Origin of the sequence: Bradyrhizobium sp. WBAH42, assembly GCF_024585265.1 — a bacterium.
Classification (GTDB): domain Bacteria; phylum Pseudomonadota; class Alphaproteobacteria; order Rhizobiales; family Xanthobacteraceae; genus Bradyrhizobium.
On the sequence record NZ_CP036533.1, the window covers coordinates 4645539 to 4669285 of the forward strand.

27 protein-coding genes and 1 pseudogene are annotated in these 23747 nt (G+C 66.4%); 14 read left to right on the forward strand and 14 right to left on the reverse strand.

The window, feature by feature from the left end; genetic code table 11:
* Positions 1 to 23: 23 nt before the first annotated feature.
* Both DCG74_RS21505 and DCG74_RS21510 read left to right on the forward strand, forming a co-directional pair.
* Positions 24 to 608, forward strand: a complete 585-nt coding sequence (locus DCG74_RS21505) for a TetR/AcrR family transcriptional regulator (protein WP_172786388.1) — start codon at positions 24 to 26, stop codon at positions 606 to 608.
* A gap of 78 nt (positions 609 to 686) precedes the next feature.
* Positions 687 to 1262: a DUF308 domain-containing protein gene (locus DCG74_RS21510; protein WP_172786389.1), complete on the forward strand. Its 576-nt coding sequence runs from the start codon at positions 687 to 689 to the stop codon at positions 1260 to 1262.
* 13 nt (positions 1263 to 1275) lie between these two features.
* Here the strand turns inward: DCG74_RS21510 and DCG74_RS21515 are convergent, their stop codons facing one another.
* Complete coding sequence (locus DCG74_RS21515; RefSeq protein WP_172786390.1) at positions 1276 to 1731, reverse strand: cupin domain-containing protein; 456 nt, start codon at positions 1729 to 1731, stop codon at positions 1276 to 1278.
* An 85-nt stretch (positions 1732 to 1816) separates the two neighbouring features.
* Here DCG74_RS21515 and DCG74_RS21520 point away from each other — a divergent pair, with 85 nt between their 5' ends.
* The 3 genes from DCG74_RS21520 (at position 1817) to DCG74_RS21530 (ending at position 4035) form a co-directional block, all read left to right on the forward strand.
* Positions 1817 to 2104, forward strand: a complete 288-nt coding sequence (locus DCG74_RS21520) for a hypothetical protein (RefSeq protein WP_172786391.1) — start codon at positions 1817 to 1819, stop codon at positions 2102 to 2104.
* The gene (locus DCG74_RS21525) at positions 2101 to 2532 is read left to right on the forward strand and encodes a PIN domain-containing protein (RefSeq protein WP_172786392.1); all 432 of its coding nucleotides are present in this window, start codon (positions 2101 to 2103) and stop codon (positions 2530 to 2532) included. The genes DCG74_RS21520 and DCG74_RS21525 overlap by 4 nt, the downstream gene beginning before the upstream one ends.
* A gap of 279 nt (positions 2533 to 2811) precedes the next feature.
* On the forward strand, positions 2812 to 4035 hold the full coding sequence (locus DCG74_RS21530) for an MFS transporter (RefSeq protein ID WP_172786393.1): 1224 nt from the start codon (positions 2812 to 2814) through the stop codon (positions 4033 to 4035).
* Between the two features lie 21 nt (positions 4036 to 4056).
* Here the strand turns inward: DCG74_RS21530 and DCG74_RS21535 are convergent, their stop codons facing one another.
* The 4 genes from DCG74_RS21535 to DCG74_RS21550 form a co-directional block, all read right to left on the reverse strand.
* Positions 4057 to 4443, reverse strand: a complete 387-nt coding sequence (locus DCG74_RS21535) for an ester cyclase (RefSeq protein ID WP_172786394.1) — start codon at positions 4441 to 4443, stop codon at positions 4057 to 4059.
* Between the two features lie 52 nt (positions 4444 to 4495).
* Positions 4496 to 5368 carry a bifunctional helix-turn-helix transcriptional regulator/GNAT family N-acetyltransferase gene (locus tag DCG74_RS21540; RefSeq protein WP_172786395.1) on the reverse strand — a complete coding sequence of 291 codons (873 nt, stop codon included), beginning with the start codon at positions 5366 to 5368 and terminating at the stop codon, positions 4496 to 4498.
* Positions 5369 to 5422: 54 nt separating this feature from the next.
* Positions 5423 to 5836: a cupin domain-containing protein gene (locus tag DCG74_RS21545; protein ID WP_172786396.1), complete on the reverse strand. Its 414-nt coding sequence runs from the start codon at positions 5834 to 5836 to the stop codon at positions 5423 to 5425.
* Between the two features lie 77 nt (positions 5837 to 5913).
* The gene (locus DCG74_RS21550) at positions 5914 to 6315 is read right to left on the reverse strand and encodes an Ohr family peroxiredoxin (RefSeq protein ID WP_172786397.1); all 402 of its coding nucleotides are present in this window, start codon (positions 6313 to 6315) and stop codon (positions 5914 to 5916) included.
* A 148-nt stretch (positions 6316 to 6463) separates the two neighbouring features.
* On the opposite strand from DCG74_RS21550, the gene DCG74_RS21555 reads away from it, so the two are divergent.
* Complete coding sequence (locus DCG74_RS21555) at positions 6464 to 6922, forward strand: MarR family winged helix-turn-helix transcriptional regulator (RefSeq protein ID WP_172786398.1); 459 nt, start codon at positions 6464 to 6466, stop codon at positions 6920 to 6922.
* Between the two features lie 80 nt (positions 6923 to 7002).
* Entirely contained in the window at positions 7003 to 7746 is a 744-nt protein-coding gene (locus tag DCG74_RS21560) for a 2-keto-4-pentenoate hydratase (RefSeq protein WP_257187375.1), read from the forward strand.
* Between the two features lie 53 nt (positions 7747 to 7799).
* On the opposite strand, the gene DCG74_RS21565 is transcribed toward DCG74_RS21560, so the two are convergent.
* The 6 genes and pseudogenes from DCG74_RS21565 to DCG74_RS21590 all read right to left on the reverse strand — a co-directional run bounded on the left by DCG74_RS21565 (position 7800) and on the right by DCG74_RS21590 (position 15105).
* Complete coding sequence (locus tag DCG74_RS21565) at positions 7800 to 8981, reverse strand: VWA domain-containing protein (protein WP_172786399.1); 1182 nt, start codon at positions 8979 to 8981, stop codon at positions 7800 to 7802.
* Positions 8978 to 10639: a DUF5682 family protein gene (locus DCG74_RS21570; RefSeq protein WP_246708873.1), complete on the reverse strand. Its 1662-nt coding sequence runs from the start codon at positions 10637 to 10639 to the stop codon at positions 8978 to 8980. The genes DCG74_RS21565 and DCG74_RS21570 overlap by 4 nt, the downstream gene beginning before the upstream one ends.
* Positions 10640 to 10700: 61 nt before the next feature.
* Positions 10701 to 11204, reverse strand: a pseudogene (locus tag DCG74_RS21575) (DUF5682 family protein); the annotation flags it as partial.
* A gap of 16 nt (positions 11205 to 11220) precedes the next feature.
* Entirely contained in the window at positions 11221 to 12297 is a 1077-nt protein-coding gene (locus DCG74_RS21580) for an AAA family ATPase (protein WP_172786400.1), read from the reverse strand.
* The gene (locus DCG74_RS21585) at positions 12294 to 13724 is read right to left on the reverse strand and encodes a DUF5691 domain-containing protein (RefSeq protein WP_172786401.1); all 1431 of its coding nucleotides are present in this window, start codon (positions 13722 to 13724) and stop codon (positions 12294 to 12296) included. Before DCG74_RS21585 ends, DCG74_RS21580 begins: the two co-directional genes overlap by 4 nt.
* Positions 13717 to 15105 carry an SWIM zinc finger family protein gene (locus tag DCG74_RS21590; RefSeq protein WP_172786402.1) on the reverse strand — a complete coding sequence of 463 codons (1389 nt, stop codon included), beginning with the start codon at positions 15103 to 15105 and terminating at the stop codon, positions 13717 to 13719. Before DCG74_RS21590 ends, DCG74_RS21585 begins: the two co-directional genes overlap by 8 nt.
* A gap of 58 nt (positions 15106 to 15163) precedes the next feature.
* Here DCG74_RS21590 and DCG74_RS21595 point away from each other — a divergent pair, with 58 nt between their 5' ends.
* The 7 genes from DCG74_RS21595 (at position 15164) to DCG74_RS21625 (ending at position 20415) form a co-directional block, all read left to right on the forward strand.
* Entirely contained in the window at positions 15164 to 15376 is a 213-nt protein-coding gene (locus DCG74_RS21595) for a hypothetical protein (protein WP_172786403.1), read from the forward strand.
* 79 nt (positions 15377 to 15455) lie between these two features.
* Positions 15456 to 17120 carry an acetolactate synthase large subunit gene (locus DCG74_RS21600; protein WP_172786404.1) on the forward strand — a complete coding sequence of 555 codons (1665 nt, stop codon included), beginning with the start codon at positions 15456 to 15458 and terminating at the stop codon, positions 17118 to 17120.
* Between the two features lie 174 nt (positions 17121 to 17294).
* Complete coding sequence (locus DCG74_RS21605; RefSeq protein WP_172786405.1) at positions 17295 to 17642, forward strand: Lin0512 family protein; 348 nt, start codon at positions 17295 to 17297, stop codon at positions 17640 to 17642.
* A 4-nt stretch (positions 17643 to 17646) separates the two neighbouring features.
* Positions 17647 to 18339 carry a GNAT family N-acetyltransferase gene (locus tag DCG74_RS21610; RefSeq protein ID WP_172786406.1) on the forward strand — a complete coding sequence of 231 codons (693 nt, stop codon included), beginning with the start codon at positions 17647 to 17649 and terminating at the stop codon, positions 18337 to 18339.
* A 69-nt stretch (positions 18340 to 18408) separates the two neighbouring features.
* Positions 18409 to 19593, forward strand: a complete 1185-nt coding sequence (locus tag DCG74_RS21615; RefSeq protein WP_172786407.1) for a serine hydrolase — start codon at positions 18409 to 18411, stop codon at positions 19591 to 19593.
* A gap of 94 nt (positions 19594 to 19687) precedes the next feature.
* Positions 19688 to 19897, forward strand: a complete 210-nt coding sequence (locus DCG74_RS21620; RefSeq protein ID WP_172786408.1) for a DUF2892 domain-containing protein — start codon at positions 19688 to 19690, stop codon at positions 19895 to 19897.
* The gene (locus DCG74_RS21625) at positions 19894 to 20415 is read left to right on the forward strand and encodes an RNA polymerase sigma factor (protein WP_172786409.1); all 522 of its coding nucleotides are present in this window, start codon (positions 19894 to 19896) and stop codon (positions 20413 to 20415) included. Before DCG74_RS21620 ends, DCG74_RS21625 begins: the two co-directional genes overlap by 4 nt.
* A gap of 70 nt (positions 20416 to 20485) precedes the next feature.
* Here DCG74_RS21625 and DCG74_RS21630 read toward each other — a convergent pair whose 3' ends face one another.
* The 3 genes from DCG74_RS21630 to DCG74_RS21640 form a co-directional block, all read right to left on the reverse strand.
* Positions 20486 to 20641 carry a hypothetical protein gene (locus DCG74_RS21630; RefSeq protein WP_246708874.1) on the reverse strand — a complete coding sequence of 52 codons (156 nt, stop codon included), beginning with the start codon at positions 20639 to 20641 and terminating at the stop codon, positions 20486 to 20488.
* 21 nt (positions 20642 to 20662) lie between these two features.
* Entirely contained in the window at positions 20663 to 21826 is a 1164-nt protein-coding gene (locus DCG74_RS21635; RefSeq protein WP_246708875.1) for an RtcB family protein, read from the reverse strand.
* Positions 21827 to 21934: 108 nt separating this feature from the next.
* On the reverse strand, positions 21935 to 23260 hold the full coding sequence (locus DCG74_RS21640; RefSeq protein ID WP_172786410.1) for a TROVE domain-containing protein: 1326 nt from the start codon (positions 23258 to 23260) through the stop codon (positions 21935 to 21937).
* Positions 23261 to 23747 lie beyond the last annotated feature (487 nt).

The following is a 23747-nucleotide window of genomic DNA, read 5'->3' on the forward strand; positions in this document are numbered from 1 at the left end:
CTACTGGAAGGTAGCTAAGCGCCATGAGCACCGTTTCCTCGACTGCCGACGACATTCTTGCCTGCGCCCGCTCGCTGATCATCGCCGGCGGCTACAACGGCTTCAGTTACGCCGACATCGCCGATGTCGTCGGCATCCGCAAGCCGAGCATCCACCACCATTTCGCCAGCAAGGTCGACCTGGTCCGCACCCTCGTGGCGCGCTATCGCGAGGAGGCCCAGGCGGGACTGTCGGCGCTCGAACGCAATGTCGCCGACCCCGCCGAGCAGCTCAAAAGCTACGTCGCCTATTGGGAGGCGTGCATCAAGGACGCGACGGCTCCGTTCTGCGTCTGCGCGCTCCTTGCCAGCGAGCTTCCGATCCTGCCCGAGGAGGTGGCGCTCGAAGTCCGCGCGCATTTCCGCTCCCTCTCGTCCTGGCTGGCTGCGGTGATGGAGCGCGGCAAGCGGCAAAGCCGGCTCCATCTCTCCGGCACGGCGCGGGTCGAGGCGGAGGGATTCATGGCAACCGTTCACGGCGCGATGCTGTCCGCGCGGGCCTATGGCGATCCAAAAATCTTCGCGACCATCACCCGGCCGCTGCTGGAGCGGCTTTCCACCAGGCAGTGACGTGATCGGCACAGGCCAGGGCGGTTCGAACCTTTCCGCTTCCATCAAAACTACCAACTAGTAGGTAAGGAATAGGCTATGAGAAACAGCGAGATGGCTTTGGGCGCCGATCAGGCGCAATGGCTGAAGCAGTACTATTTCATGCGTGCCGCGTGCTCCGCCGCCTGGGTTGTTGCGGCCTTCGCGCTCGCGCCGTCGTCGATGGCGATCGCAGCGGCGTTGCTCGTCGCCTATCCCACCTGGGACGCTGCGGCCAATTATCTCGATGCGCTCTGGAGCGGCGGCTTGAACCGCAACCGCACGCAGGGCCTCAACGTGCTGGTCAGCCTCGCGACGACCATCGCGGTCATCCTGGCCTTGCAGGTCAGCATGAACTGGGTGCTCGGAATCTTCGGGGCCTGGGCCATCCTGTCCGGATTGCTCCAGCTCGGCACGGCCCTGCGGCGCTGGAAGCGTTTCGGCGCGCAATGGGCCATGGTGCTCAGCGGCGGCCAGTCGGCCCTGGCGGGCGGCTTCTTCATCTACCAGGCCGCAATGCCCGCGGTGCCGTCGATTGCGAATGTCGCGGGCTATGCCGCGGTCGGCGCGATCTACTTCCTGGTCTCGGCGGTCTGGCTCACGGTCGGCACCTGGCGCCGCAGCGCGGCCCTGTGAGCCGCGATGTCACTTACGGATAAGGCGTGCCGTCCTTGTGCAGAAAGCGGCCGTCGGATGCCGGGCTCATCATGTCGATGTCGGAGCACGTGATGAGGTCGCCTGGCGAGCGCGAGCCGATCTCGAGGTAGACCGCGGTGGCGTCCGAGCGGTTGATCATGTGATGGCCGTTGCCGCTGGCCTTGGGGAAGGCGGCGCAATCGCCGGCGCGCAGCACGGTTTCGCCGCCATCCTCGATCAGCGTCACTTCGCCTTCGAGAATGTAGACGAACTCGTCCTCGTGCGAATGCCAATGCCGCTGGCTCGACCAGCCGCCCGGCGGCAGGCGCATCAGATTGACGCCGAAATCCGACAGGCCGCCGGCATCGCCGAGCCGCTTGCGAATGCGCTCGGCGCAAGGCGCGCTGAAGGGCGCCGGATAGCCGGAGCCCTTGCGGGCCGGCACTTTGGCGACGTCGATCTTTGGCATGAGGGGACTCCAATCGGTTACCGAGGTCGGCGCATTCGCGAACATCTTGCGATGTGTTACATAAGGGCGTATGTAAGTCAGCATCATGGCCCATATCAGCATCCGCGATCTACAGAAGATTTCCGGTGAAGCCATTGGTGCATTGCCCGGCCCGACGGCGGTGAAATCGGGGGAGCGAACGGTCGGGCTGCTCATCCCGCTCAAGGCGACCGATCCGGAGCGCTTGGCTGCCGTGCTGGCGCGCGCGGAGCGGCTGGCCAAAGGGCGCGACGCGGCCGCGGACGATGCCGCATTGGCCGAGTTCGGCGAGGTCGATCCGGTCGATTGGTCGATTGCTGCAGTGAAGGCCCTGACGCGCAAGCGGAAGACGTGAGACCACCGTCGGCAACGATCGTCATCGATGCGGCCATTCTGGTCGCCGCTGTTCGCGGTCGAAGTTCCGGGGCGCTTTTGGCCGCCGCGGAGAAGGTGGTCTTCGTGACCACGGACCGTGTCGTCCAGGAGGCACGCCGGCGCATCGCGCTCGGCATGCAGCGCCCCGAACTGCTCGATGTGCTCGATGACCTCGCCGAGCTGTTGACGATCGTTCCCGTTGCGTCGCTGGAGCCGATCATCGCCCGGTGCGAGGAGACCCTTCGCGATGCCGTGCCGAGCCGCAATGGATCGGTGCGCGATGCCCACGTGCTCGCGCTCGCGTGGAGCGTCGATGGCGATGTTTGGACCACCGATCGCGACTTCGCAGGAATCGGCGTGGCAACGTGGTCGACGCCCAATCTCGTGCGTGGTCTTGGCGAGATCTGAGCATTGAACCGCACAGGATGGTGGCCCAGCGATGCTCTCGAATGGGGGGATGATGCCGTTATGCCGGTGTTTTGCCCGACGGGTCAACCCGCGCCTCGACCTTGCAAATGGCCGTCCTCGTAAGTCATTGATCCCGCTGGCGCCGGCTACTGTGCATGGGGTTGTTTTTCGAGTTTTGTTGGCAGGTCACGAAAGCGTGCGGCAAATGCGACGTCGCCCTGTCGGCCGGCGCAGTTCCCATTCGTCTTCCAGGCGAGACAGAGCTGACGGGAGACTGAAATGACTGCTTCCAACTATCGCTGGGTGATCGTCGCCGCCGGCGGCGTGCTTGGCTGCGTCGCGATCGGCGGCATGTTTTCGCTGCCGGTGTTCCTGCAGCCGATCACCAAGGACACCGGCTGGTCGGTGACCGGCATCTCCAGCGCGATGACGATCGGCTTTCTGGCGATGGCCTTCACTAGCATGGCCTGGGGCACGCTGACGGACCGGTTCGGGCCGCTGCCGGTGGTGCTGACCGGATCGACCGTGCTGGCGCTCAGCCTGTTCGCGGCGAGCCTCGCCACCTCTCTGATCGTGTTCCAGATCGTGTTCGGCCTGTTGGTCGGCGCCGCCTGCGCGGCGATCTTCGCGCCGATGATGGCGACCGTCACCGGCTGGTTCGATACCAATCGCGGCCTCGCGGTGTCGCTGGTCTCGGCCGGCATGGGCATGGCGCCGATGACGATGTCGCCGCTGGCGGCCTGGCTCGTCTCCGGCCACGACTGGCGCACCTCGATGCAGATCATTGCGCTCGTGGTCGGCGCCATCATGATCCCGGTCTCGTTCCTGGTGCGCCGTCCGCCGGCGCTCGCGCAAGGCCCGGCCGCGCCCGTGGGCGAAGCCGCCGCCGGACAAAACGAGATGTCGATGGGTGAGGCGCTGCGTTCGCCGCAATTCCTGATCCTGCTCGCCACCAACTTCTTCTGCTGCGCGACGCATTCCGGCCCGATCATCCACACCGTCAGCTATGCCGTGAGCTGCGGCATCCCGCTGGTCGCGGCGGTGACGATCTACAGCATCGAGGGGTTTGCCGGCCTCGGCGGGCGCATCGCCTTCGGCCTGATGGGCGACCGCTTCGGCGCCAAGCGCGTGCTGGTCTCGGGCCTGCTGCTGCAGGCCTTCGGTGCGCTCGCCTATGTCTTCGCGCAACAGCTCACGACGTTCTATGCGGTCGGCGCCATCTTCGGCTTCATCTATGCCGGCACCATGCCGCTCTACGCCGTGCTCATCCGCGAGAACTTCCCGCTCAAGATGATGGGCACGGTGATCGGCGGCACGGCGATGGCCGGCAGCCTCGGCATGGCGACCGGCCCGCTCGCCGGCGGCCTGATCTATGATGCCTTCTCCAGCTATGCCTGGCTCTACATCGCCTCCTGGGCGATGGGCCTCGGTGCCTTCCTGATGGCGATGACGTTCCGCCCGTTCGCAAAGCCGCAAGGCGAGGTGGCGCCGGCGGCGGCGTGAATTCGCGATCGAGGCGCGGCGTCAGAGCTGCGCCTCGATCGCGGCCTTGTCGATGACCGACCAGACCCGACGGATCTTTCCGTCGCGAAATTCGTAGAACACGTTTTCGCAGAAGGACACGCGCCGCCCGTTGACGGCAAGACCAAGGAACGGTCCAGCCGGCGTGCAGTCAAACTTCAATCGGGCGGCGATGCGGGGAGGATCTGAGATCAGCATCTCGATGTGGAACTGCAGGTCGGGTATCTGCCGAACATCCTGCTCCAGCATCGCGCGATAGCCCTCAAGCCCAAGCGGCCGCGCGTTGTGAGCGACCTCATCATGCACGAATTGTCCGAGTGCCGGCCAATCCCGCCGATTCAGGCAGGTGATGTAGGCGCGGTAGATGTCGGCGAGGTCGTCTCTCGTCATATCGAAGCTCCCACTTCGACCTAACGCGCGAGGATCGCGAACCGGTCCGGCATCAGAGCCGTTTCTCGAAGAACAGGTCCGGGTAAGGATCGTCATTGAAGCGGGGAATCTCGCGCCAGCCGCTGGTGCGGTAGAGCTGGGCGGCCTCGGGCAGCGCGCTGTTGGTGTCGAGCCGCAGCAGCGTGATGCCGAGCTCGCGTGCTGCGGCCTCGGTCGCGTCCATCAGGCGCCGGCCGAGCCGCAGCCCGCGCGCGGCCGGGACGACCCAGAGCCGCTTGATCTCGGCGTAGCCGTGATCGGTTCCCTTCAAGCCCACGCAGCCGATCGGCAGCGTGTCCGACATCGCGACGATGAAGGTGCCGCGCGGTCGGCGCATGTCCTTGGCGTCGGGATCGCGCGACAGCGAGACGTCAAAGCCTTGTTTGAAGCGGCGGCCGAGTTCGGCATAGTACTCGCCGAGGCAATAGCGTGCCGGTTCGGACTGAGGGTCGATCTCATCCAGCGAAACGCGCTCTCGCGTCAATGCGGATGCGATCAGGTCCATCGCCGCGAGCAAGGCCTCGGCTTGCGAATTCTGAGCGAGGAAGCCTTCGGCCTGCGCGTTCGAGAGCGCCTCGTAGGCTGCGAACTCGCGCCGGCCCGTGCGCGTCAGCCGCGCCACGCGGCGGCGGGCGTCGTCCGCATGCGCGGTGGTCTCGACCAATCCTTCGTCCTCGAGGCTGCGGAGCAGCCGGCTCATCAGCCCGGAATCGAGCCCGAGATAGTCCCGGATCTCGGCGACGTCCGAACGCCCGTGCCCGATCGCATTGAGCACGCGCGCCGCGCCGAGCGGCCGACCGCGCCCGAGAAACGACGTATCGAGTGCTCCGACGGCCGAGGTGACGGCGCGGTTGAAGCGGCGAACGCGGGAGACGGCGTCGAGCATGATGTCTGACTTTAGTCAGATATCACGCGCATGTCAATCGGGGGAGCGCCGGCGTCACTTCGCCGGCGTCAGCAGCGGCCTGTCCTTGGCGACGATATAGGTGGCAAGTTCGCTGGCGGTCTCACCGCCGACATTCTTCGCCGCATGCACCGCGCCGGCAGGGATGAACAGCACGTCGCCGGCTCTCAGCGTGACCGGCGGCTTGCCCTCGACGTCGTATTCGATCGCACCCGCCAGCACGTAGATGATCTCTTCGCCCGGATGGGTGTGCCGGCGGAACGCCACGCCCGGGGCAAGGTCGACGCGCACCTGCACAGCCTCGCGCCCGGGCGCGCTGAGATCGTGGCGCTGGAGGTCGGTGCGCGTGACGCCGGCCTGCGCCGCCGCGGCCGGCAGTGTGAACAGGTTTGCCGCGAGCAGCACCGCGCTCGACAGCACGCGGAGGATTCGCAGACGACGATGGCTCATGGTCGGCTCCTTTTGGTCACGAGATTGTCCGCGCCGCGCGGGCCCGGCCGATGCCGGCCGGTCCGCGTCGTGGCGCTTCAGACGAGGGTGGTGGTCACCTCGATGTTGCCGTGCACCGCCTTGGAGTAGGGGCAGATGCCGTGTGCGGCCTCGATCAGTTCCTGCGCCACCGCGCGATCGACGCCGGGAACGCTGACGTCGAGACGGGCACGCAGGAAGAAGGCGCCGCCGGCGTTGTTCAGGTCGATCGCGGTGTCGACCGACGGCTCGCTCGGCAGCTTGACCTTGCGCTGGGCAGCGGCGAGCCCGAGCGCGCCGAGATAGCAGGCCGACCAGGCGGCGGCGAACAGGTTTTCGGCCGCCGGGTGCGGCTGGGCCAGCTTGACGTTCAGGAATCCGTCACTGGAGTGCGCGGTGCCGTCGACGCCCGAGGTGACGTGGGTCTTGCCGGTGAAGAGAACCTTTGCAGCGGAGGTCATGGTCGTATCCTTCGGTTGAATTATTAATCGTATCCGATCTAATCGGATGCGTATGGAAATATACTCGCCGCACCCACCGGTCAAGCTCTTCCGATTTAATCGGATACGATTTATATTGGTCGGCAGATCACGAATTGCGGAGGTTCCCGTGGCCCGTTCCCCCAAATCAGCCGGCAAAGACCGGAAATTGTCGAATTTCCTCTGCTTTGCGATCTATTCGGCCAATCTCGCTTTCGGCCGGGCCTATAAGCCCCTGCTGGACAAGGTCGGCCTGACCTATACCCAGTACATCGTCCTGGTGGCGCTGTCGGACGAGGATGAGCAGACCGTCAGCACACTGGGCGAGAAGCTGTTCCTGGAATCCAACACACTGACTCCGATCCTGAAGAAGCTCGAGCAGATGGGGCTGATCAAGCGCCACCGCGATCCTGCCGACGAGCGGCAGGTGCGCCTGAGCCTGACGCCCGCGGGGCGCAAGCTGATCGAGCAGGATCTCGGCGGGGCGCTGATTGAGGCGACAGGTCTTGGCGACGATTTTCCGGTGGTGCAGAAGACGGTGAGCAGATTGCGCGACAATCTGCTGCGTGCGACCAAGGCCGATGACTAGCACATCGAGACAGGACAGATCGGGAGTCCCCGCCGCGGCACGCCCGTCGCCGAGGCCGGGCCCCATTACGGGAGGACATCGTGAGCAACGCGAGTGAAGCGGCGGACCGGTTGATCGCAGCCCGAAGCAAAGGCGGATCGGTCGGCTGGCGTGACATCCTTCCTTCGGATCGTGCGGGCGCCTACGCCATCCAGGATGCCACGCTTGCCCGGCTCGGTCCGCTCGGCGGCTGGAAGGTCGGGGCGTCGGGCCCGGATGCCGAGCCCGTCTGCGCGCCGCTGCCGGCATCCGGCCTGCTTGCCTCCGGCGCGCGGCTCGGTCCTGAATTCCGCCTGCGGGGTGTCGAGGTGGAGGTTGCGCTCCGGGTCGGGCGCGCGCTCGCGGCTGACGACGCCGCGTTGCCCGATCGCGAGCTGGCACGCGCCTTCGACGCCGTCTATCCCGCCATCGAGATCGTCGAGACGCGGCTCGAGGATTGGACGAATAGTGCCGCCCTGGCCCAGCTCGCGGATTTGCAGAGCCACGGCGCGTTGCTGATCGGAGCAGCCTCGACAGTCAGCCCTGCTGCCATCGATCTGAGGGCCGTCGAGGCGGATCTCTCGATCGGTGAAGACATCAGCCCTCGAACCACTGGCGGCAATCCGGCAGGAGACGTCTGGCGTCTGCTGCGCTGGCTCGTCCGTCATTGTGCGGACCGGGGTCTGCCTCTCTTGCCGGGCCAGATCGTCACGACCGGTTCGTGCATCGGCATGATCTTCGCAGAAGCGGGGACCAGCGCCCGTGCACGCCTTGTGGGTTTCGGCGAAGTTACTGTCGATTTCTGAGCAATGAGGCTTGCTTCGCTTCGGCGAGCCGCGACGCGCTTTCCGCATCACGCTCAGCTTTGGGGGCGGATCAACTTGATGTCCTGATCGGCTGCCCACGCGGCGACATCCTCGCGCTTCAGCGCGGTCGCCATCAGATCCGGAAACTGATCCGGCGTGCAGGCGAAGACGGGGATGCCGAGACTTGCGACCTTTGCCGACAACGCAGGATCATAGGAGGGATGCCCTGTGTCGGTCAGTGCCAGCAGCACGATCACATTGACTCCGCGCGTTGCGAGCCGCGCCAGCCGGTCGACCAGCTCATTTGCATTGCCGCCCTCATAGAGGTCGGTGATCAGGACCAGATGCGCTTTCGACGGCCGTTCGATGCGCTCCTCGCAATAGGCGACGGCGCGGTTGATGTCGGTGCCACCGCCTAGCTGGACGCCGAACAGCACCTCGACGGGATCGGCGAGCTCCTCCGTCAGGTCGACGATCGCCGTGTCGAAACAGACGAGCTTGGTTGCGACCACCGGAAGCGAAGCCATCACCGCCGCGAAGATCGAGGCATAGACGACGGAGGTTGCCATCGACCCCGATTGGTCGACACACAGGATCACCTCGTCGAGATCGACGATGCGGCGCTGCTGGCGCAGGAAACCGATCAGCCGTTCGGGCACGATCGTGCGATGCTCCGCCTGATAGTGGCGCAGATTGGCCTTGATGGTGCGCGGCCAGTCGATATCGGCAAAGCGTGGGCGACTGGTGCGCAGCGAGCGGTTGAGGGCGCCGCCGACCGCATCCGCGGTGCGCCGCTCTAGCCGCTCCATCAGCTCGGCCACCACCTTGGCGATCACAGTGCGGGCGGTGTCCTTAGTCTTCTCAGGCATCACGCCGCGCAGCGCGACCAGATCGGCGATGAGGCTGACATCGGCCTCGACGGTCGCGAGGAATTCGGGCTCAACCAGCATCTGGCGCAGGCCCTTGCGCTCGAAGGCATCCTTCTGGATCACCTGGACCACCGGCGCGGGGAAGAACTCCCTGATGTCCCCGAGCCATTTGGCGACGCGCGGTGCCGAGCCGCCGAGCCCGCCGCGGCCTTTCTTCGGGGCTTCGTCGCCGTCGCCGTAGAGCGCCGTCAACGCCTCGGACATGCGGCGATCGCTGGCGGACAGAGCAGGGCCTTTCTCGGCGCCTTCGGGGTCGACGCCGAGGGCGAGCGTCCAGCGGCGGCTGCGTTCATCGGCCTCGCTCATCGCGCCGCTCCCGCCTTGACAAGTTCGAGTACGCGGACCTGATGCGCCGGCCAGATCTCGTTTGCGCCGGCGATCAGCCGATAGCCTTTGGCAGCAGCGGTGCTTCGCGCGAAGAGCGCATCCATCAGCCGCCGGCGCTCGGTTCGGTCCAGGGCCGAGAAGACGCGGCGGAACAAGGGCAGGCTGGCGGTGAAGGCCTCCTCGTCCAGCGTCATCAACCAGGCATCGACCGCGCCCCGTAGCGCCGCATCGTGGATCAGCCGTTGGCCGGCGCCCTCGAAGAAGCCTTCGAAGAATCCCGCCGCTTCCGCGACCGGCGTTCCGGGCGAGAGCATTCGGGTCAGCAGGTCCGCGGCATGATCGGCTGTCAGCAGCTCGGCCTCGTAGAGCAGCCGCGCGGCGGTGCCGGCGATCAGGCGGGTCGCGTGATCGTCATTCATCAGTGCCCGCAGCGCATCGCGCCAGCCGGCCACGATGTCGGCCTCGATCTGGGCGAGCTGGATCGCGGCGTCGGCCGCAAGGAGCGCACCGCGCAGCTTGGCTGCCGCCGGCGCATCGAGATTGCGCGCAGCATAGGGCAAGGCAAGTGCCGCCTGCACCACGATACGCGGCATCAGCGCCGTCAGATGCTCGACCGTGCCGGTGCGCGCCTCGCCATAGCGCAGGATATCGGCCATCGGCGGCAGTGCGGCAAGGAGCGACGGGCCGTCGCTCGTCAGTGCCGCCTTCGTCTCCAGCGCGGCGATGCCGAACTCGGTGGCGCGCGCCAGGTCGGCGATCATGGCATTGCGCACCAGGCTCGCCAGCGGGCCAAGCTCGGCTTCCTTGCCCATCGCTTCCATCAGGCGCCCGCCCGCGGCTTCCGCGATGGTCGAACCGTAGAGCAGATTTTCCACCAGCCTGACCGCGAATTCCGGCTCCCAGCGCAATTGCCAGTTCTCGCGGAACGTCCCGCGGCTGCGCCCCGCATCCGTCAACCGTCCCCAGGGCACGTCGAGCGCGTTCAGCCGGTGCAGTAGCGTGGAACGCATCAAGCCGCTTTCGCTGCGCAGATCGATTGTGAGCGCCCGCTCCAGCGCCTCCGGCTTGAGGCGCGTCGCTTTCTGCTGACGCTGGAGATCTTCGAGCAGCGGCGCGAGCGGTGTCGATGCTGGGATTGCACCGACGCCCGCGCCGATCAGGAGTTCGGCCGAAATGTCGTCCCACATGGCGCGCTCGCCGTTGCAGAGGCAGGCGATCGCCGCCTCGCGCAGCTCTGCAAAGCCCGGCGCGGGCCGGTCGCGCAGCGCCGCGAGTGCCGTCCCCAGCCGCTGCGCCTCGATCACCGAGGCGGTGGATACGAAATGGCCGCGATCGCGCAGCGCGCGCGTCACCTTGGCAAGCCACTCGGCAGCGCGATCGCGGTCGCGCGTGTCCCAGACATGTGCGCACCATCCCGGCGCCACGACGCCCGCGCCATAGCCGCTGGCGCGCGCCAGCCGCGGCGCGGTCCATGGCGCCCAGGTCGCCTTGATCTTGGTCCTGGGCCGGCCCTTGAGCAATTCGCGATCCGCAGCAAGGCTGCGGCGCTCGGCGAGCGCCGGCACGTGCCAGGCGCCGCAGACGACCGCAACGGCGCCGTCGCATTCTTTGGCCGCCTTCGCGATCTCGATCCGCATATGGGGCTTCGCGCGCGGCCTCGCGCGCCGACAGTGATTTTTCGTCCGCACGCAGCGCGGTCATCGCATCGGCAACGGCCGTGAAGATCGGGCCCGTTGCGGGATTCTCCTCGATGACGTCGGACCACCAGGATTCGCCATCGTCATAGCCTGCGGCAGTTGCGAGCGCGCCGATCGGATCGTGGCTGACCGGGTCGGCCTCGGCCCTTGCTGCGATCTCCTCCGCGATATCGCCATCGCTGGCACCCAGCCGGTCCGATGCCGGCAGGTCGATGAAGCGCAGGGTCGCGCCGTGACGCACCGCCCAGCGTGCGGCCTGGTATTCCGGCGAATAATCGGCAAAGGGAAAGAAGCTGGCATTCGCCGGATTGTCCTCGGCATAGGTGAGGAGGGCCACCGGCGTTACCATGTCGGGATCGGCGAGCATCGGCAGCAGCTCGGATGCATCCGCCGGGCCTTCGATCAGCACCGCCACCGGTTTCAGCGCGTCGAGCGCTTCCACCAGCCGCCGCGCAGAGCCGGGGCCGTGATGCCGGATGCCGAAGAGAGAGACCTGGCCCGCCATCGCTCGCGCCGCTCCGTCAGATCAAGTCGGTCAGCGACGCGTAATAGCCTTCGAAGCCGCGTCGCTTCTTCAGCACGGTCTCGAGATATTCGCCGAGTACGGCCGTGTCCTGCACCGGGTCCTTGACCACCGCGCCGATCATGTTGCTGGCGAGCGTTTCGGGCGTCAGCTTGCCGTCATTGAAGAAGGTCGCCTGGCTGATCCCGCCGATCATCACCGCGATTGCCTCGGCCGTTGACAAACCCCCCGAGGGCGACTTCAGCGCGACCTTGCCGTCCTCGGTCGAGCCCGAGCGCAGCTCGCGGAAGATCGACACCACCCGCGCCACCTCGTCGGCGACGTTCTTCGGCGCCGGCAGGTCGAGAGTCTGCGCCATCTCGCCGACGCGCTTGACGATGATCGCCACTTCCTCCTCGGCGCTGTCTGGCAAGGGCAGCACGACGACGTTGAAGCGGCGCTTGAGCGCCGAGGACAGTTCATTGACGCCCTTGTCGCGGTTGTTCGCGGTCGCGATGATGTTGAAGCCGCGCTGGGCGTACACGGCGGTGTTGAGCTCGGGGATTGGCATCATCTTTTCCGACAGCACCGTGATCAGCGTGTCCTGCACGTCGCTGCCCATTCGCGTCAGCTCTTCGAAACGGCAAAGCTTGCCGCTCTCCATCGCGCGCATCAGCGGAGTAGGCACCAGGGCTTCGCGGCGCGGACCGTGTGCGAGCAATTGAGCATAATTCCAGCCGTAGCGGATCTGGTTCTCGTCAGTGCCAGCCGTGCACTGGATCACCAGGGTGGAGTCGCCGGTGATGCCCGCGGCGAGGTGCTCGGAGACCCATGACTTCGCCGTGCCCGGTACGCCCAGCAGCAACAGCGCGCGATCGGTCGCGAGCGTCGCAACGGCGGTCTCGATCAGACGCCGGTCTCCGACATACTTGGGCGTGATCACCGTGCCATCAACCGCCTTGCCGCCCATCAGATAGGTTACGACCTGCCGCGGTGCGAGTGCCCAGCCCGGTGGGCGATGCTGATCGCCCGTCGCAAGCGCCTTCAGCTCCGCCGCATAGCTCTCCTCGGCGGGCAGGCGCAGTTTCTCGCTCATGGTTTTGCTCCCTTGTCGTCCAACGCGGCGTTGAGCCGCAGCATGTCGAGGCGCGGGTCGCCTTGCAGCAGGCCTGCACCGGCTAGACCATTCAGCGCGCCTCGCGCGCCCTCGCGTGAGGTAATCAGGCCGAGCGCATGAAATTCCTCAGCGTCGTCGGAGGGCCTCGCATCGTCCCGCTGGAGCGCCGCAAGCAGCGTCTTGCCCGCAGGTGCGGACAGTGGATCTCGGAGCCGCGCAGCCGTTCCCGCGATCAGTTGCGCCAGCTCGAAACGGATGCCGCGCGCGTTCAAGGCCGCCTCGGCGTGCCTTGCGCGCTCGGCGGGCGCAAGCCGGGCAGCCAGCGATATGATGAGGCCAGTCGCATCGTGTTCGCTGACCGCGTCGGCCGCTTGCGAGACTTGCGCATCGGCTCCCGTGGCCACGATCAGATCGACCAGCGCCGCATCGGCGGTCTGGTCTGTGTTCCAGTCCCAGGCCGCGATCAGCTCCTGCGGTGCAAGGCCCAGCGCGCCGGCGAACGATGTCAGGTCGGCGCCATCGAACAGCGCCTTTCGGCGCAGCGATTGTGCCGCCGTCTTGAGAGGCTCGGCCTGGACCACGCGCGAGCGGCGCAACAGGCCCTTGGTCTTTACTGCGAAAAATCCGGCGAGCTCCGCCGTGTCCTCGCCCGCAGCAGGGCCGCGGCCAAGGCGTGCGAGCAGCGAGGTCGCAAGCGCCTTGACCTTGGGGGCACGATCGTTCGCCGCGACGCCTTCGAGAAAGGCGAGATCCTCATCGGACAGCCGTTCCGACAGCAAAGACAACAGGCGCCACCGCGTGTCGGCCGTCTCACCGGCAAGCTTAGCTTCCAGCACTGCGCGCGCCGCAGAGGGATCGCGCCTCCTGAGCTCGGCCAAGGCGACCTTGCGCGCTGCCGGCCAGAAATCGTCCCAATTCTCGGCGCTGAGTCGGTCGTCCGTCTGCCGCCGTGTGGCGCTATCGGACGCTGCAATCGCCGCCCAGTCGCGCCACCCGGCGTAGAGATCGGGCACATCGTCATCATCGGCTTGGGGCATCCAGTCGGCAGGATGCATCGTCCAGCCGCGCGCCGCGAGGAAGTGGACGAGGTCGGTCTTGACCTTGCCCTGCTTCTTCGTGGTCAGGATCCGGCGCACCAGCGGACGCAAGGTCTCGGGCACAGTCGGCAATGCAAGCGCGGGAATGTCGGGCAGAATGCGAAGCGATGAGGAGGGCTCCATCGTCAACGCGGTGCCGAGAAACTGACCCGAAAGTGCAAGCAGCCGCAACTCGGCCTCGACCGCATCGTCGCCGAGCTCGGCACGCCAGAACGAGGCTGCTGGCGCGGCTGGTGATCCCATGGTCCAGCGCGTGAGCACCGCACCCATCGCGTCGTAGATCGTCTCGGCCTTGATGACATCACTCATCGCTGCCGATCCGTCCCCAGGAGGTCTGTGCGGCCAGGATCGTGAGCCGGTTGCCCGACCAGATCGCGGCTGTGCGCATCAGCGCTGTTCCGACCAGCAGGCCCTCCGTGTTGCCGGCGACGGGCAGCGTGGCGGTGCCGTCGGCGGCGCGCCACCAGGCACCCCCTGTCTCGTCGCGCGCGATCCGCCCCTGCGGCAGCAGCAGCGGCATTTCGATCACCCACGGCTCTGCGAGCAGGGGGCGTGTCAAGGCGTCGCCGAGCGCGGTGTCTGCAGCCGGCCATTCCAAGGCAGGTGTCTCTTCGCTCGCATCGCGCCGCACGAGCAGGGCGCGCAGCGGCTGCTGCGACGGATAGAAGACGAGCTCAGCCTGGAATCGGTCGCCGGGTGTGAAGACCGAGCCGCGTCGTCCGGCACTCGCCGGGAAGAAGTCGAGCAGCATCGCAAAGCGCGGACCGTTCGGAGCCAGATTGAGCAGCCAGGTCGTTTGCGACACCAATCCGTCGCGGCGCGTCTGCACCTGCTCGGCCAGGACCTCCCAGCGCGCATCGACCCGCAGCGCTTGCGGATCGCTCAGCACGGTCTCGCGCGTTTCCGATGCGGCGACGGCGCGCCTGATCTCGGCATCGCGCGGCGCGGCACGGAAGGCGCGCGCGAGCAGGACCAGCTTGCCGAGCTCGACCACGGCGGCACGTGGCCGGTCGCCTGCGGCAAGTGCGAGCAGGCGGGACGGCAGTTCGTCGATCCGGCCGGCGAGCACCGCGGCCTTGCCGTCGACCAGCCGTGCCGCGATCCTCCGGCATCGCGAGGTGGCATCGTCGATGAAGCCCGACAATCCCAGCCGCAATTGATCGCCGATCCATTGCTCGAGCGCATCCAGCGCGTCGAGAATGGCCCGCTCGGTCTCCTCGCTGCGTCTGGCGGCTTGGGCCTCGCGCCGCGCTATATCCTTTGGATCCTCGGCCACTTCGGGCTCGGCCGCGCGCGCGGCGCGCAAATCCTTGTCGCCGGCGGGCGGCGCATTGCTCCCGGGCTTTGCCGCGGACGTGCCGCGCCGGCGGCCCAGCCAATCGCTGACCCAGGCCGGTGTTTCCGCGGGCACGAACGGCACGATCGCTTCTGCATTCAGCCACAACAGGCCGAGCACGTGCTTGCAGGGGAATTTGCGCGAAGGGCAGGTGCACTTGTTGCCGAGATCGCGCAAGTCGGCCATCACGCGGTACGGATTGGCGCCGGAGCCCGCGCATTCGCCCCAGATCAGCGCGCCATCCTGGCTTGCGCCGACGCCGGACCATTTGGCGGGCTTGGCGAGGCCAGCCGCCGCCTTGAGCGAGGATTGATCGGTAGCGAGTTGCTCGACCGCTTTCAGATCAATCGCCACGCCGCTGTCCCAAATCGAATCCAGGAGCGGCAGTATATCGGTACAGGATGAAAGCTCAATGTCGCCGCGAGCGATCCAGGTGCTGCACGCGGGGATGGTGGTGTCGCTCGGCTTCCGCCAAGTCGAGCTCAAGCTCATGGCGGACCTTCCGCGAGAGCTTTGCCGCGATCAGCGCATGCGCCTGCATGAGTTAGGTCGTGAGCTCGGCGTCCGGCAGGGTGCTGTTGCTCGCATGGCAACAGCGAAGTTGATGTGCTGCCGCTCTTTGTGAGTTGTGCCGGAGCCGCGGACCGCTACCATGCGCCGGCTCTACTGGAACTCGAGAGCCAAGCACAATGAGCGGAGGCGACATGAGCGGCCAGCAACGCAAAGCGAAGGGATCGGACCTGTTCGTCGCGGCACTGGAGAATGAAGGTGTCGACCGCATCTTCGGCATTCCCGGCGAAGAGAATCTCGATCTGGTCGAATCGCTGCGCGCCTCCAGGATCGAGCTGGTCCTGACCCGCCACGAGCAGGCCGCTGCCTTCATGGCCGCCACCCATGGGCGGCTGACCGGCAAGCCCGGCGTTTGTCTGTCGACGCTCGGCCCCGGTGCACTCAACCTGTCCACGGGCGCGGCCTATGCGCATCTCGGTGCCATGCCGATGATCCTGATCACCGGCCAGAAGCCGATCATGAGCAGCCGGCAGGCGCGCTTCCAGATCGTGGACGTGGTCGCGACCATGAAGCCGCTCACGAAACTGTCGCGGCAGATCGTCAGCGCCTCGAGCATCCCGACCGTGGTGCGCGATGCGTTCCGCGCGGCGATGGAGGAGCGTCCGGGTCCGGTGCATCTCGAGCTGCCCGAGGACATCGCCGGCGACGAGGTGCCCGATGTCCCGGTGATCCCCGTTCACCCGATTGAAATCCCGGTCGCCCATCGCGCCGCGCTCGACCGCGCCGCCGAGATGATCATGGCCGCAAGGCGCCCGCTGGTGATGATGGGCGCTGCGACCAGCCGGCCGCGGTCGACGCATGGCATCGCAAGCTTCGTGCGGCGGACCGGCATTCCGTTCTTCACCACGCAGATGGGGAAGGGGACCGTGCCCGGCGGCACCAATCTCTACATGGGCACTGCGGCGCTGTCGGAACGCGATTACGTTCACGACGCGATCGATGCCGCCGACCTGATTGTCGCGATCGGTCACGACCCGGTCGAGAAGCCGCCTTTCATCATGGGGCCTTCAGGGCCAAAGGTGATTCACGTCAGCTACACGCCGGCGAGCGTCGAGCAGGTCTATTTCCCCGATGCCGAAGTCGTCGGCGACGTCGGCCCGAGCCTGGAACTGCTGGCGGACCGGCTCGAGGGCAAGCTGCCGCAGGCCGCGGCGCTGCTCCCGCTGCGCGAAGAGATCCTGAAGCACATCGCCGACCGCGCCACCGAGGCGCGCTGGCCGCCGACTCCGCAGCGCATCGTGCACGACATCCGCCAGGTGATTCCCGAGAACGGCATCGTCGCGCTCGACAACGGTATGTACAAGATCTGGTTCGCGCGCAATTACCGCACCCGCGTCGCCAACACGCTGCTGCTCGACAATGCACTGGCGACCATGGGCGCCGGCCTGCCGTCGGCGATGATGGCTGCGATGCTCTATCCCGACCGCCGCGTGCTTGCGGTTGCCGGCGACGGCGGCTTCATGATGAACAGCCAGGAGATGGAGACGGCGGTCCGCCTCAAGCTCAACCTGGTCGTGCTGGTGCTGGAGGACAACGCCTACGGCATGATCCGCTGGAAGCAGGCGGTGGATCATTTCGCCGATTACGGCATGACTTTTGGCAATCCCGACTTCGTCCTCTACGCGAAAGCCTATGGCGCCAAGGGTCATCGCATCGAGACGATCGACAGCTTCGGCCCGACGCTCGACGCCGCCTTCAGGGAAGGCGGCGTGCATCTGGTCTCGATCCCGGTCGACTATTCGGAGAACGTGCGCGTACTGGTCGATGAGCTCCGGGCACACGAGAAGGCGAAAGAGTGATTCCGGATACTCTTGCCACACCCGTCGTTGCGAGCGCAGCGAAGCAATCCAGAATCGTTCCGCAGAGGCAGTCTGGATTGCTTCGTCGCTTCGCTCCTCGCAATGGCGAAGTATGCCGATCAGCGCGAATGCGATAACAATTTGCGTCAATGCAACCAACCACAGGACTATGAAATGACCCGCATTCGTTGTGTCACCGAGATGGGCATGGGCGTCGACGTCCACGGCCGGGACGCCACCAAGGCGGCGAAGCGGGCGGTGTCGGATGCCATCAGGCATTCCAGCCTCGGCTTCTTCCGGATGATCGGCAAGACCGCGAACGACATGTTCGTGGACGTCACGATCGGGGTTCCAAATCCCGAAGCCGTCGACAAGGAGGCTGTCGCCAAGGAGTTGCCTTACGGCACGGTGACCGTGACCGCGGTCAAGGGCGGGCTGGAGATTCCCTCGGCCACGGAAGTGGCCAACGATCCCATCCTCATTGCCAATGCCGCCGTCATCGTTAGCTTCGACAGGGACTAGGCCGATGTCGGCGAGCAATGAGGCGCTGCTGGATCGCCCGATCTGGAGCGCGTTGACGACGAGCCACAAGCATCTGGCGGAGGGCGGCCCGCAGGCTCTGCGCTATCCCGTGGACATGACGCCGTTTGCCGATATGCCAGATATGTCCGCCGCAAGCTTTGCGGCGCTCGGCGAACTCATGTCGGGCTCGCAAGTCGCGGTGCTGTTCACGCCCGAGCCGGTCGAAATTCCCGCCGGCTTCAAGGTGCTGCTCGCCGAGACCGGCGAGCAGATGATCGGCTCGCCTGCCGACACGTCGCTGCGTAATGCCGAGATCGTCCGCCTGGGCGCGGCCGACGTTCCCGCCATGATGGCGCTGATCGAGCTGACCAAGCCCGGGCCGTTCGCGGCGCGGACACACGAGCTCGGCACCTTCCTCGGCATCCGCGCGCACGGCGAGCTGGTCGCCATGGCCGGCGAGCGGATGAAGCCCGGCAATTTCACCGAGATGACGGCGGTCTGCGTGCATCCCGATCATCGCGGTCGCGGTTACGCGCAGGCGTTGCTCGCCGCCATCGCGCGCCAGATCGAGGCGCGCGGGGAAATTCCGTTCCTGCACGTGTTCTCGAACAATACGTTGGCCATTGCGCTGTACCAGCGGCAGGGCATGCGGATTCGGCGGCGCCTGCACGTCACCGTGCTGATGAAGCAGGTCTGAGCTGCGCGGTGGGCTTCATATCCCGGCAAATCGCGCTATATCGATTCCAACCACAATTGGGGGGAGCACATGGACGCCAGAACGCCTGATTTTTCCGCCGTACGGACGGCGATGCAACGCTACGTCGATCAGGAGATCATTCCGGGCGTGTCCTGGGCCGTGCTGCGCGGCCGCGAGGTGGTCGATCAGCAATGCGTCGGCTTTACCGACCGCGAGGCCAACACTGCGCTGCGGCCCGACCACATCTTCCGCGCGTTCTCCAACACCAAGATCTTCGTCACCTGCGCGATCATGCTGCTGGTCGAGCAAGGCCGCATCGGGCTCGATGACCCGGTCGAAAAATTCCTGCCGCAGCTCGGCAATCGCAAGGTGCTCAAGCAGGGCGCTTCAAGCCTCGCCGATGTCGAGCCGGCAAAGAGCCCGATCACGATCCGCCAGCTCCTGACCCACACCTCCGGCCTCAGCTACGGCATCTTCGATCCCGGCACGGTGCTGTTCAAAGGCTACAACGAAGCGCGCGTGCTCAATCCGCTGACGCCGCTCAGCGACATGATCGACAAGCTCGCCGGCCTGCCGCTGTCTTATCACCCCGGCACGGCCTGGGAATATTCGGTGGCGACCGACGTGCTCGGCCGGATCGTCGAGGTCGTCTCCGGCCAGCCGCTCGATGCCTTCCTGAAGGCGCGCATCTTCGATTCGCTCGGCATGACCGACACCGGCTTTTATGTCCCCGAGGCCCGGCAGGGCAGGCTGGTCGCGCTCTACAATGGCGCCGATGTGCTCGATCCCATGAAGCCCGGCCTGACGCGCGCGGACAATCTGCCGTTTCCACAAGCCTATCGACGGCCGTTCCCGCGGCTCTCGGGCGGCGGTGGTCTGGTCTCGACCCTGCCGGACATGCTCGCGCTGGTCCGAGCATTGTTGCCCGGGTCTGACGCGCTGCTCAAGCCGGAGACGCTGCGGCAGATGATGACGAACCAGCTCCCGGCAGGGCAAACCATCCGCTTCGCCAATCTCGGGCCGATCCCCGGCAAGGGTTTTGGCCTCGGCGGCGCCGTCACCTTCGCGCCGACGCCGTTCGATCCGCCGAGCTCGACCGGCGAATTCCAATGGGGCGGCTTGGCCGGCACCCATTGGTGGATCTGCCCGGAGGCCAATACGGCCGGCGTCCTGATGGCCCAGCGCTATATGGGCTTCTGGAATCCGTTCTTCTTCGAGTTCAAGCGCCTGGCCTATCAGGCTGTCGGAAGCTGATCGCAAAGAATCTTCCGTCAGCGCGAATCCTTTTTGGCCGTCGCGTCCTCTCGATGGTCGAGGCAATCGGTCTCGGCCCATGTCGGAGGATGTGATGGGATTCTATCGAAAGAACATCGGCGGACTGCATCAGGCGGTGCGGGTCGTCCTGGGTATCGCGGTCGCGGTTGCGGCGTTCGTTTATCTTGCCGGTGCGGCGGCATGGCTGGTCGCGCTCGGTGGCGCCGGCTTCGCGCTGACCGGTCTCGTCGGTTATTGCCCGATGTGCGCGATGGCGGGCATCGGCAAGGGAGGGATGTCGTGAGTGCGGCGGCGATCTCGCCAAGTCTGTTCGAGGCCGCACGGCTCGGCGATATCAGGGCGATCGCGCGCCTGCTCGAGACGGCACAGCCGGACATCCGCCGCTACGCGCGCGCGACCTGCCGCAGCTCGGCGGACGCCGAGGATGCGACGCAGGAGGCGTTGTGGATTCTGTTCCGTCACGTCGGCACGATTCGTTCGCTGCTGGCATTGTCGGCCTGGTTGTTCAGTGTTGTCCGGCGCGAATGCCTGCGGCTCGCGCGCCGGGCCGGCCTTATGCCGGCGGTCGATGAGGGCGAGGCGGAGGCCGCACTGCTGTTGCGCCCTGAGGCCGATCTGCGGCTCGACGTCGCGGCGGCGTTCGAGGCGCTGCCGCCGCACTATCGCGATGTTGCGCTGATGCGCGACGTCAAGGAGATGACGATCGATGAGATTGCCGCCGCGCTCGGCGCGACCAGGCAGACCGTGAAGGCGCGGCTGCATCGCGCCCGCGCGTTGATGCGCGAATATCTGACGAGATGAGAGACGATCGAATTCAGAAAAATATGAAGTGACGTGGGGGGAGACATCGCGTCCCGGCCACGGTTTCGCTTCAATCCTTCCACGGATCGAACTCGCCTTCGCCGGCCATGGCGACGGCGAACGGCCGCAGCGTGTGCAGCACCCGCACGGTGCCGGCGTGCTGGGCCAGCACGTCCGGCAGGCGGCGATAGGCCATCGGGCTCTCGTCGAGGTCGGCACCGATCAAGGTGACGCCGCGCTCGTTCAGCTAACGGTCCATCTCCTCGCGCGAGAAGCGCCGCTTCGCCTCACGTCGTCCGAACAGGCGGCCGGCGCCGTGCACCGTCGAGTAGAGCGAAGCCTTGGCTTCCGGGCTGTCGATGCCTTCGAGGATGACGGCGTCGTCGCCCATCGAGCCGCCGACGAATCCCTTCTGGCCGGGAAACGCCGCGGTCGCGCCCTTGCGCACCACCCACAAATCCTTGCCGCCGTGGGTCTCACGCCAGGCGTAATTGTGGTGATTGTGCACGCTCTCGGTGACGTTGCCGCCGATGATCCGGCGGACCCGCTCGACGACCCACTCGCGGCCCGCATAGGCGTAACGCCCGGCGAGCTGCATCGCCGCGATGTAGCGGCGGCCGAGCTCGCTGTCCTCGTCGACCACGGCGGGCGGGACGTTCATGCCGTCCTTGCCGCCGGCGGCCTTGAGGTAGCGCGTCGCGGAGGTGTGTCCGAGACCGCGGCTGCCGAAATGGACGCCGATCCAGACGAAGCCTTCTTCGTCGCGCATGAGGTCGACATAGTGGTTGCCCGATCCGACCGTGCCGAGCTGCTTCACCGCCTTCTGACGGTAGTCCTCCATGTCGCTTTCGCGCCAGGCATCGCCGTCGTCGAACAGGTCGTGCTCGGCCCGTTCCGCGTTGGCACGTCCGACGCCGAACGAGATCACCTTGGCGACGTCGCGGATGATCGTGGGAGCGATCTCCGCAATGTCGTCGAAGCGGGTGTCGAGCCGGGCCGCCATGTTGCCGCAGCCGATGTCGAAGCCGACGCCGGAGATGCTGATCTGCTTCTCGTAGGCGATGACCCCGCCGACTGGCTGGGCGTAGCCGAGATGGCCGTCGGCGCAGATCACGCCGGAGACGACGTTGCCGATCGCCATGCAGTTGCGCATCTGCGCGATCGTCGCATCCTCGTGCGGGCCGAACACCTTCAGGGGCGCGTTCTGGAAGCGGGCGTCCTGCGTCCGGAACTCGGCGATCGAGCTCGCGGTCGCATTGGCCTCGCGGGCAAGATGCTCCTTGCGCGCGGCCTCCTTGTACAGGCACCAGGCCGGCTGGCCGCGTCCTTCGCCGACGCGCGAGTCGGGATCGACACCGGCGGCGAGGCAGAGCTCGCGGGCGCGTTCCATGTAGGGATCGGGTCGTCGCATGGTCCTAGGTCCTTGTCATTCCGCGCGCGCCATAACGGGGCGGGCGGATCATTTCAGAGATTTGCTGGCCCCGGGCGCGGCTCGCGTCCGGGGCCATTGTCGTTGCGCTCAGTTCAACGCCGTCTCCGACGCCGCGATCCACGCGACCACGGCCTCAGAGAAGCCGTTGACGCGGGTCCAGGCGCCGTGGCCGACACCGTGCTGATACGAGGCCACGTTCACCATCGTGCCGCGCGCTTTGGGCTCGGGCACCTGGTCATGGCTCTGCTCGTCGGTGAAGACGATCAGGCGATCGCCCTTGCGGTCGATCTCCGCCACCGCCTTGCCGAGCCAGGTTCCGCTATGCGGCTGCGAGTCGATGATCGCATCTCGAAGCGCGAAGCCGCGGCGGGGAGGGACCTTCACCACCCTGTCGGAGAAGGTGAAGATCTCGACCTCGTCGCAGATCTCGCGCGCGAGGATGGCAAGGCCACACGCCGCCTCCGCGCGCGTCATTTCCGACTGAGCGGAGAGCGTCGCGAACATCGAGCCCGACACGTCGATCAGGAGCCGGGTACGGCCCGGAAGCCGCACATGGTCCTTGACCGACTTGAGCATCGCTGCCTCGAGCTCGGGCTCGAAGTCCGGCGCATAGCGTGCCGCCGTGATGAAGCGATAGGGAAGGATACGATCCGTCCGCATCGCATCGATCGCGCCTGCGATGGTCTCGCGCGGGACCTGCGCAGTCTGCATCAGCCGCAGATTGCGCAGCAGCGCGAGGCCGCCGAGCTTTCGCTCGGCGATCAGCCGCTCGAAGGTCTCGCGCTTGTCCTTGCCGGCCGAGAGTGAAACCTCCCAGGTGTCGGGGGAGGCGAGCTCGCCGTCGACGAGCTGCTTCCACACCTTCGCCTGTTCGGCATCCCTGGGCTTGGCGTGCACGAGGAACAAGACGTCCCTGATCCGCACCGCACCGTCGCGGTCCCACTTGGCGAGCTGGTAGGCGTCGAACTTGGTCAGCGCCCGGGCAAGACCCTTCTTCACCTGCGCCGACACCGGCTGCCGCTTGCGCTGCTGCATTGGCCCCAGCGCATCCGCCCAGTAGATCGCGAGCAGCTCCGTCATCTCGTCGGGACGCTGGATCACCTGAGCGAGCGTGTCCGCGACGAGGCCGCGGTGCTTCTCGTTCCGCGCCATCTCGCGGATGACGAGGAGCGGTGCGTGCCGCAGCTTCATCACCTCGCGGGCCTCGATCGCGAGCTGCGCGACGCGCTCCGGCGCCACCTTGGGCACGAGGGCCTTGATGCGGTCGGCGATCGCAACGCCGTCCTCATAGAACTGGTCCTCCCACAGGAGGCAGTTCATCAGTGCCCGCTTCAGCTCCATCTCGGGCGTGAAGCGCCTTGCACGCGCGCCCTCCCGCGTGAAGGCGCGAACGATCTTGTTGAGCCTGACCATGACGGCCTCCTCTTGGGTTGACGGGGACATGAAACGGTGCCGGGGAACAGGCGAGGCTGTCCTGCCCACGAGGGGCTCCACATGCTCTACCGCTGAGCTACGGACTTTCGTCAGGAAGGAGTCGAACCTCCGACAGTGTGATCACGAAGTAACAGCACTCTTCACCACCGGCGGTGGTTAAGGGGACACGATCCGGGAACAGGCGATTGCTGTACCCAGCGAGCCGAAGCTCGCCGGAAAGCGCTCTATCCTCTGAGCTACCGGTGCATGGGACACCGGGCGGGATTCGAACCCGCGACCTCTCGCGTTGCAGGCGAAGTAACAGAAATCTTCACCACGGACCGTGATGGGGTTGGCGGGGAACGGGCGATGCTGTTGCTGCCCTTGCGGGCGATCCGCCTTTCGGCGCGCAGGGTTCGAACCTGCTCGGCGCTTTCGCGCCTTCACCACGAAGTAACAGACATCTTCACCACCGCCAGGCCGACGC